The organism is Cupriavidus sp. 05T313 (assembly GCF_056396665.1).
Window position 1 is genome coordinate 22,209 of record NZ_JBFTLX010000071.1, and the last position, 6,333, is coordinate 28,541.

7 protein-coding genes are annotated in these 6,333 nt (G+C 63.7%); 3 read left to right on the plus strand and 4 right to left on the minus strand.

Annotated elements, in window-relative coordinates; translation table 11 throughout:
* Window positions 1–20: 20 nt before the first annotated feature.
* The 4 genes from sdhA to AC1DKD_RS17350 form a co-directional block, all read right to left on the minus strand.
* Window positions 21–1,799 carry a succinate dehydrogenase flavoprotein subunit gene (gene sdhA, locus AC1DKD_RS17335; RefSeq protein WP_045242018.1) on the minus strand — a complete coding sequence of 593 codons (1,779 nt, stop codon included), beginning with the start codon at window positions 1,797–1,799 and terminating at the stop codon, window positions 21–23.
* A 3-nt stretch (window positions 1,800–1,802) separates the two neighbouring features.
* A complete protein-coding gene (sdhD, locus tag AC1DKD_RS17340) occupies window positions 1,803–2,168 on the minus strand; it encodes a succinate dehydrogenase, hydrophobic membrane anchor protein (RefSeq protein ID WP_006161623.1) in 366 nt (121 codons plus the stop codon).
* A gap of 13 nt (window positions 2,169–2,181) precedes the next feature.
* Window positions 2,182–2,589, minus strand: coding sequence for a succinate dehydrogenase, cytochrome b556 subunit (gene sdhC / locus AC1DKD_RS17345; protein WP_045242017.1), 408 nt, complete (start codon window positions 2,587–2,589; stop codon window positions 2,182–2,184).
* Window positions 2,590–2,849: 260 nt separating this feature from the next.
* On the minus strand, window positions 2,850–3,674 hold the full coding sequence (locus AC1DKD_RS17350; protein ID WP_477102346.1) for a GntR family transcriptional regulator: 825 nt from the start codon (window positions 3,672–3,674) through the stop codon (window positions 2,850–2,852).
* Window positions 3,675–4,014: 340 nt separating this feature from the next.
* Between AC1DKD_RS17350 and AC1DKD_RS17355 the strand changes: the two genes are divergently transcribed.
* From AC1DKD_RS17355 to AC1DKD_RS17365, 3 genes are all read left to right on the plus strand, one after another.
* A complete protein-coding gene (locus AC1DKD_RS17355) occupies window positions 4,015–4,998 on the plus strand; it encodes a malate dehydrogenase (RefSeq protein WP_276290632.1) in 984 nt (327 codons plus the stop codon).
* Between the two features lie 39 nt (window positions 4,999–5,037).
* Window positions 5,038–5,937, plus strand: a complete 900-nt coding sequence (locus tag AC1DKD_RS17360; protein ID WP_477143512.1) for an HpcH/HpaI aldolase/citrate lyase family protein — start codon at window positions 5,038–5,040, stop codon at window positions 5,935–5,937.
* A gap of 118 nt (window positions 5,938–6,055) precedes the next feature.
* Window positions 6,056–6,333, plus strand: a 278-nt coding sequence (locus AC1DKD_RS17365) for a citrate/2-methylcitrate synthase (RefSeq protein ID WP_441635729.1), incomplete at its 3' end; no start/stop codon positions are given.

A 6,333-nucleotide genomic window follows, 5' to 3' on the forward strand; every position in this document is an offset into this window, starting at 1 on the left:
TGGGTCGTCTACGGCGGTGCTTAGAAGGTCCGGGCCTTGGGCGGAACGCTTTCCACCGTCAGCGGGTTCATCTTCACCGGCTTGTATTCGAGGCGGTTGCCTTCGCTGTAGAACAGGGTGTGCTTGAGCCAGCTCTCGTCGTCGCGATTCGGGAAATCGCTGTGCGCGTGCGCACCGCGGGATTCCTTGCGGGCAGCCGCCGAGATCATGGTGGCCTTCGCCACTTCCACCAGGTTGGCCACTTCCAGGGCTTCCACCAGTGCGGTGTTGAAGACCTTGGACTTGTCCTTCAGGTGAATGTTGTTGGCACGCTCGGTCACTTCCAGGATGCGCTCGACGCCCTCATCCATCAGCTTCTGCGTACGGAACACGCCCGCATGCGACTGCATGTTCTTGCGGATGTCGTTGGCCACGTCCTGGGTGTATTCACCCGAGGTCGACGATTGCAGCTTGGCCAGGCGCGACATGGCGCGGTCGGCGGCATCGGCCGGCAGCGGCTTGTGCTCTTTCTGCTTGATCGCCGTCGCCGCGATATGGTTGCCGGCCGCGCGGCCGAACACCACCAGGTCCAGCAGCGAGTTGGTGCCCAGGCGGTTGGCGCCGTGCACCGACACGCAGGAGCATTCGCCGATCGCGTAGAAACCGTTGATGACCTCGTTGGGATTGCCGTTCTTCGGCGCCACCACCTGGCCATTGATATTCGTCGGGATACCGCCCATCTGGTAATGGATGGTCGGCACCACCGGGATCGGTTCCTTGATCGCGTCCACGTTGGCGAACTTGACGCCGATCTCGCGGATCGACGGCAGGCGCTTCATGATGGTGTCCGCGCCAACGTGCGTCAGGTCCAGCAGCACGTAGTCGCCGTTCGGGCCGCAGCCGCGGCCTTCCTTGATTTCCTGGTCCATCGAGCGCGAGACGAAGTCGCGCGGCGCCAGGTCCTTCAGCGTCGGCGCATAGCGCTCCATGAAGCGCTCGCCGTCCTTGTTGCGCAGGATACCGCCTTCGCCGCGCACGCCTTCGGTGATCAGCACGCCCGCGCCGGCCACGCCGGTCGGGTGGAACTGCCAGAACTCCATGTCCTCCAGCGGCACGCCTGCGCGCGCTGCCATGCCCAGGCCGTCACCGGTGTTGATGAAGGCGTTGGTCGAAGCGGCATAGATCCGGCCGGCGCCGCCGGTGGCGAACAGCGTGGTCTTGGCTTCGAGGATGTAGACTTCGCCGGTTTCCATTTCCAGCGCGGTCACGCCCAGCACGTCGCCGTCGGCGTCGCGGATCAGGTCCAGCGCCATCCATTCGACGAAGAAGTGCGTCTTGGCGCGCACATTACGCTGGTACAGCGTATGCAGCAGTGCGTGGCCGGTACGGTCGGCCGCGGCGCAAGCGCGCTGGACCGGCTTCTCGCCGTAGTTGGACGTGTGGCCGCCAAACGGACGCTGGTAGATGGTGCCGTCGGGGTTGCGGTCGAACGGCATGCCGAAGTGTTCGAGCTCGTAGACCACCTTGGGCGCTTCACGGCACATGAATTCGATCGCGTCCTGGTCGCCCAGCCAATCGGAACCCTTGATGGTGTCGTAGAAGTGATAGTGCCAGTTGTCCTCGCTCATGTTGCCGAGCGAGGCGCCGATGCCGCCCTGCGCCGCCACGGTGTGCGAGCGGGTCGGGAAAACCTTGGAAAGCACGGCCACGTTCAGGCCGGCCTCTGCGAGCTGGAGGGATGCGCGCATCCCGGCGCCGCCCGCCCCGACGATGACCACGTCAAAGCGACGACGCGGCAATCCTGTCTTGACTGCGACCATTTATTACACCCTCCAGAGAATCTGAGCTGCGTAGCCCGCGCAACCGACGAGCCACAGAATCGTAAGAACTTGCAGCACGAGGCGCACGGCCATCGGCTTCACATAGTCCATCCAGATGTCGCGCACGCCAATCCAGGCGTGAAACAGCAGCGACAGGATGGTGAGGAACGTGATGATCTTCATCCATTGGTTGGCGAAGAGACCTGCCCACGCTTCGTAGGAAGCGCCGTTCGAGAGCAGGAAGGCGACTGCCAGCACGACGGTGAAGACCACCATGATGACAGCGGTGACGCGCTGCGCGAGCCAGTCTTTCAGACCGTAGTGCGCACCGACGACCAGACGCTTGGGACCGATATTATTATTTGCCACGTTGACTCTCTCCTCAGAACAGGCCGAACAGCTTCAGGCCGAACACCGCGGTGAGCAACAGGCTGATGATCAGCACGGAGACAGCGGACTTGGCCGAAGCGGCCTTGGTCACACCGACGTGCACGTCGAGCAGCAGGAAACGGATGCCAGCGCAGAAGTGGTGCAGGTAACCCCAGATCAGGGCCAGCAGAACCAGCTTGACGAAGCCACCGGACAGCAGCGCCGAGAACTTTGCGAAACTCAGTTCGGAAGTGACGCTCTGCTCGAAGAGATACAGGACGAAAGGAAGGAGGAGGAACATCAGAGCACCGCTTGCGCGATGCAGGATGGACACCTTGCCGGCCCAGGGCAACCTGTAACGCGCCAGCTGCGTCACATGGATGTTCCGGAACTCCGGCCTGGCTTGTTTGGCTTCAGCCATGCGAGACCCCATTTTGCGGTAAACAAAAAACAAAACTACTGAGCGCTCTGGATGCAAATGGATGCAGCCGGAGCAAATCCCGATAATTTTAGCGCCTTTGTTGCGCGGCGCACCAATAATTTTCAGCTATCGCGCACCAACATGGCGTGCCCGACAATCGAACGCAACCACGCCGCCCGGTAATCTCCCCCGCTTTGCGCAACGGCGGGGTCCGCCGTGGCGGCGTCGGCAATAATCCACCCGCATTTCCACACGGCAGCTCAGCTCAAATCGTTCTGATAATAGTGCCGGGTAGTGACGTACAGCCCCCGCCGGACCTCGACGGGCCGGTCGCCATAGGTGAACGAGACCCGCTCGACGGACAAAAGCGGCGTCCCCGCATCGACGGACAGCAGGGTGGCGGTGGCGCTATCTGCCGCCACGGCGCGGATTTTCTCGGTGGCCCGGATCATGCGCGTGCCGAATTCGGCCTCGAACAGCGCATACATCGGCCCCTTCCATTCGGTCAGCTTTTCGGCGGTCAGGCCCTTGAAGTTGGTACCCAGCAGCCAGATTTCGTCCAGCACCGTGGCTTCGCCGGAGAAAAACAGCACGCGGCGGATCTGCACCACGCTATCGCCGGTGCGGATCTCCAGCAGGCGTGCGATTTCGGCCGGCGCGCGCAGGCGCTTGCACTCCAGCACCTGGCTTGCGCCATAATGCGGCTCGCCCTCGTCCGGCACCAGGCGCAGGAAGCGGAACTTCACGCCATCCTCGTGGTGCGTCGTGACAAAGGTGCCCTTGCCCTGCCGGCGCGCGACCAGGTTCTCGGCCGCGAGTTCGTCGATCGCCTTGCGCACGGTGCCCTGGCTGACCTTGTAGCGCGCGGCAAGGTCCATCTCGCTGGGGATCATTTCGCCTGGCTTCCATTCGCCGGACTGCAGGCTCTGCGTGATGAGCGCCTTGATCTGCTGATAGAGCGGGCTGAACGTAGGCGAGGCCGCGGCGGCCGCGGACGGCTGCGTCCCGGCGCCGGGCGCAGCGGCGCCGTTATCCTGCACTGCAGCAACGGCAGTGCCGGCGAGGGACGGGGGCAGGGATGACATAACCGAATTTCACCACAAAATGGCAAAGGGCGTCCAGCCCGACATCAAATGTCTTATGTCTTATATAAGACATATGAATTGACAACACAATTGAGCCGGCCTACACTCCCGCAGGTTTCACGCTGGCATCCACTCTGGATACGGCACCCCTCTTCGCAGTAGACTTACGCTTTGTCGCACCCCATGACCCGTTGTGGCTCTCTCCAGTCGGCATCGTTAGCAGCGCGCCGGTGGATTGCCGCCTGCCGCCGTGGCGACAAATCCGCACCCGGTGACGTCCGGACCCCCGTCCGGCTCGCCACCGACCAGTTTCCCCCTCTTCTTGTTTGGAGAATTACTCATGGCTAAAGCCCCAATGCGCGTCGCAGTCACCGGCGCCGCTGGCCAGATCGGCTACTCCCTGCTGTTCCGCATTGCCAATGGCGACATGCTCGGCAAAGACCAGCCGGTCATCCTCCAACTGCTCGACCTCCCGCAAGCCCAGGCCGCCGTCAAGGGCGTGGTGATGGAACTGGAAGATTGCGCATTCCCGCTGCTGGCCGGCGTGGTGATCACCGACGATCCCAAGGTCGCGTTCAAGGATGCCAACGTCGCGCTGCTGGTCGGTGCCCGTCCGCGCAGCAAGGGCATGGAGCGCAAGGACCTGCTCGAAGCCAACGCCCAGATCTTCACGGTGCAGGGTAAGGCACTGGACGAAGTCGCCGCCCGCGACATCAAGGTGCTGGTGGTCGGCAACCCGGCCAATACCAACGCCTATATCGCGATGAAGTCGGCTCCGAGCCTGCCCAAGGAGAACTTCACCGCCATGCTGCGCCTGGATCACAATCGTGCCCTGTCGCAAATCGCCGCCAAGACCGGCAAGCCTGTCGCGTCGATCGAGAAGATGTTCGTCTGGGGCAACCACAGCCCGACCATGTACGCCGACTACCGCTACGCGACCGTCGACGGCCAGAGCGTCAAGGACCTGATCAACGACCACGCCTGGAACAATGACGTGTTCCTCCCGACCGTCGGCAAGCGCGGCGCCGCCATCATCGAGGCGCGTGGCCTGTCGTCGGCAGCTTCGGCCGCCAACGCCGCCATCGACCACGTGCATGACTGGGTCCTGGGCTCGAACGGCAAGTGGGTCACCATGGGCATCCCGTCCGACGGTTCCTACGGCATCCCCGAGGACACCATGTTCGGCTTCCCGGTGACCACCGCCAACGGCAAGTATGAAATGGTCAAGGGCCTTGAAGTCGACGCCTACAGCCGGGAAAAGATCAACATCACGCTCAAGGAACTGGAAGAAGAGCGTGCCGGCGTGCAGCATCTGCTCGGCTGATCCAGGCACCGCCAATGACTAAGCCGGAGCCCCGCAACGATTCACGAATCGGCGCGGGCTCCGGTTTTTTCATTCTGGCGCCCCGCCCTTCCCATCACTTTCGACTGCGAAGACGGCGCCGCCGTGGGCCTGGAGCGCGATCACGCCGAATTGTGCGCTCGCCTCATCAACGGCCCGCTGAACCGCTTCAACCGCGTGGGCGTTCGCGTACACGACCCTGCCCATGCCAGCTGGCGCCAGGACATCGACATCCTGGTCGGCAGTGCCGGCGCCCGCCTGGCCTATGTGGTCGTGCCCAAGGTAACCGACGTGGTGGAGGTCGCCCGCGTCACCGACCACGTCAACCAGGCCGCGCGCGCGGCCGGCATTGCGCGCCACATCCCCATTCATGTGCTGATAGAGACGCACGCCGCGCTGGAGCAGGCTTTCGATATCGCCCGGCTGGTGCAGGTGGAATGCCTCAGCTTCGGCTTGATGGATTTCGTCTCGGCGCACCACGGTGCCATTCCGGGCGAAGCCATGCGCTCGCCGCAGCAGTTCGAGCACCCGCTGATCCGGCGTGCCATGCTCGAGATCTCGGCAGCCTGCCATCGTCATGGCAAAGTGCCGTCGCACAATGTCAGCACCGATATCGAGCAGCCCGCGCGCGCTGGAGACGATGCGATACGGGCGCGTGCCGAGTTCGGCTACCTGCGCAAGTGGAGCATCCACCCCAGCCAGATCCAGCCGATCGTGGCGGCCTTCCGCCCTGGCGGCGCGGAGATCGGCGCGGCCAGCGAGATACTGATGGCCGCCTACGAGAACAACTGGGCGCCGATCCGCCACCAGGGCCAGTTGCACGACCGCGCCAGCTACCGCTATTACTGGTCGCTGCTGCAGCGTGCGCATGCCACCGGCGCCGGCCTGCCGGGCAATGTGCTGGACCGCTTTTTTGCATGAACGCTGCCTGGGGCGTGGCATCGCGCGGCATTTGCGCGGTGCGCCCAGGCAATGACCACCCTATGACACAGGGTCCAGCCCGGGCCAGGCGCGGGTGAGAGGCCAGACAGGAGACACGATGTCAGAGCAGCAGCCAGTCCCGCAGAACACCCCTAAGCCGAAGAAATCCGTCGCCCTGTCGGGCGTGACCGCCGGCAATACAGCGCTATGCACGGTCGGCCGTACCGGCAACGACCTGCACTACCGTGGCTACGACATCATCGACATCGCCGAGACCTGCGAGTTCGAAGAGATCGCCCACCTGCTGGTGCACGGCAAGCTCCCCACCCGCGCCGAACTCACCGCCTACAAGGCCAAGCTCAAGGCCCTGCGCGGCCTGCCCGCCAACGTCAAGGC

Excerpts from the sequence above, each read along its gene's own strand:
- AC1DKD_RS17350 (WP_477102346.1), bottom strand. The coding sequence starts at position 3,674 with ATGTCATCCCTGCCCCCGTCCCTCGCCGGCACTGCCGTTGCTGCAGTG.
- AC1DKD_RS17355 (WP_276290632.1), top strand. The coding sequence starts at position 4,015 with ATGGCTAAAGCCCCAATGCGCGTCGCAGTCACCGGCGCCGCTGGCCAG.
- sdhC (WP_045242017.1), bottom strand. The coding sequence starts at position 2,589 with ATGGCTGAAGCCAAACAAGCCAGGCCGGAGTTCCGGAACATCCATGTG.
- sdhA (WP_045242018.1), bottom strand. The coding sequence starts at position 1,799 with ATGGTCGCAGTCAAGACAGGATTGCCGCGTCGTCGCTTTGACGTGGTC.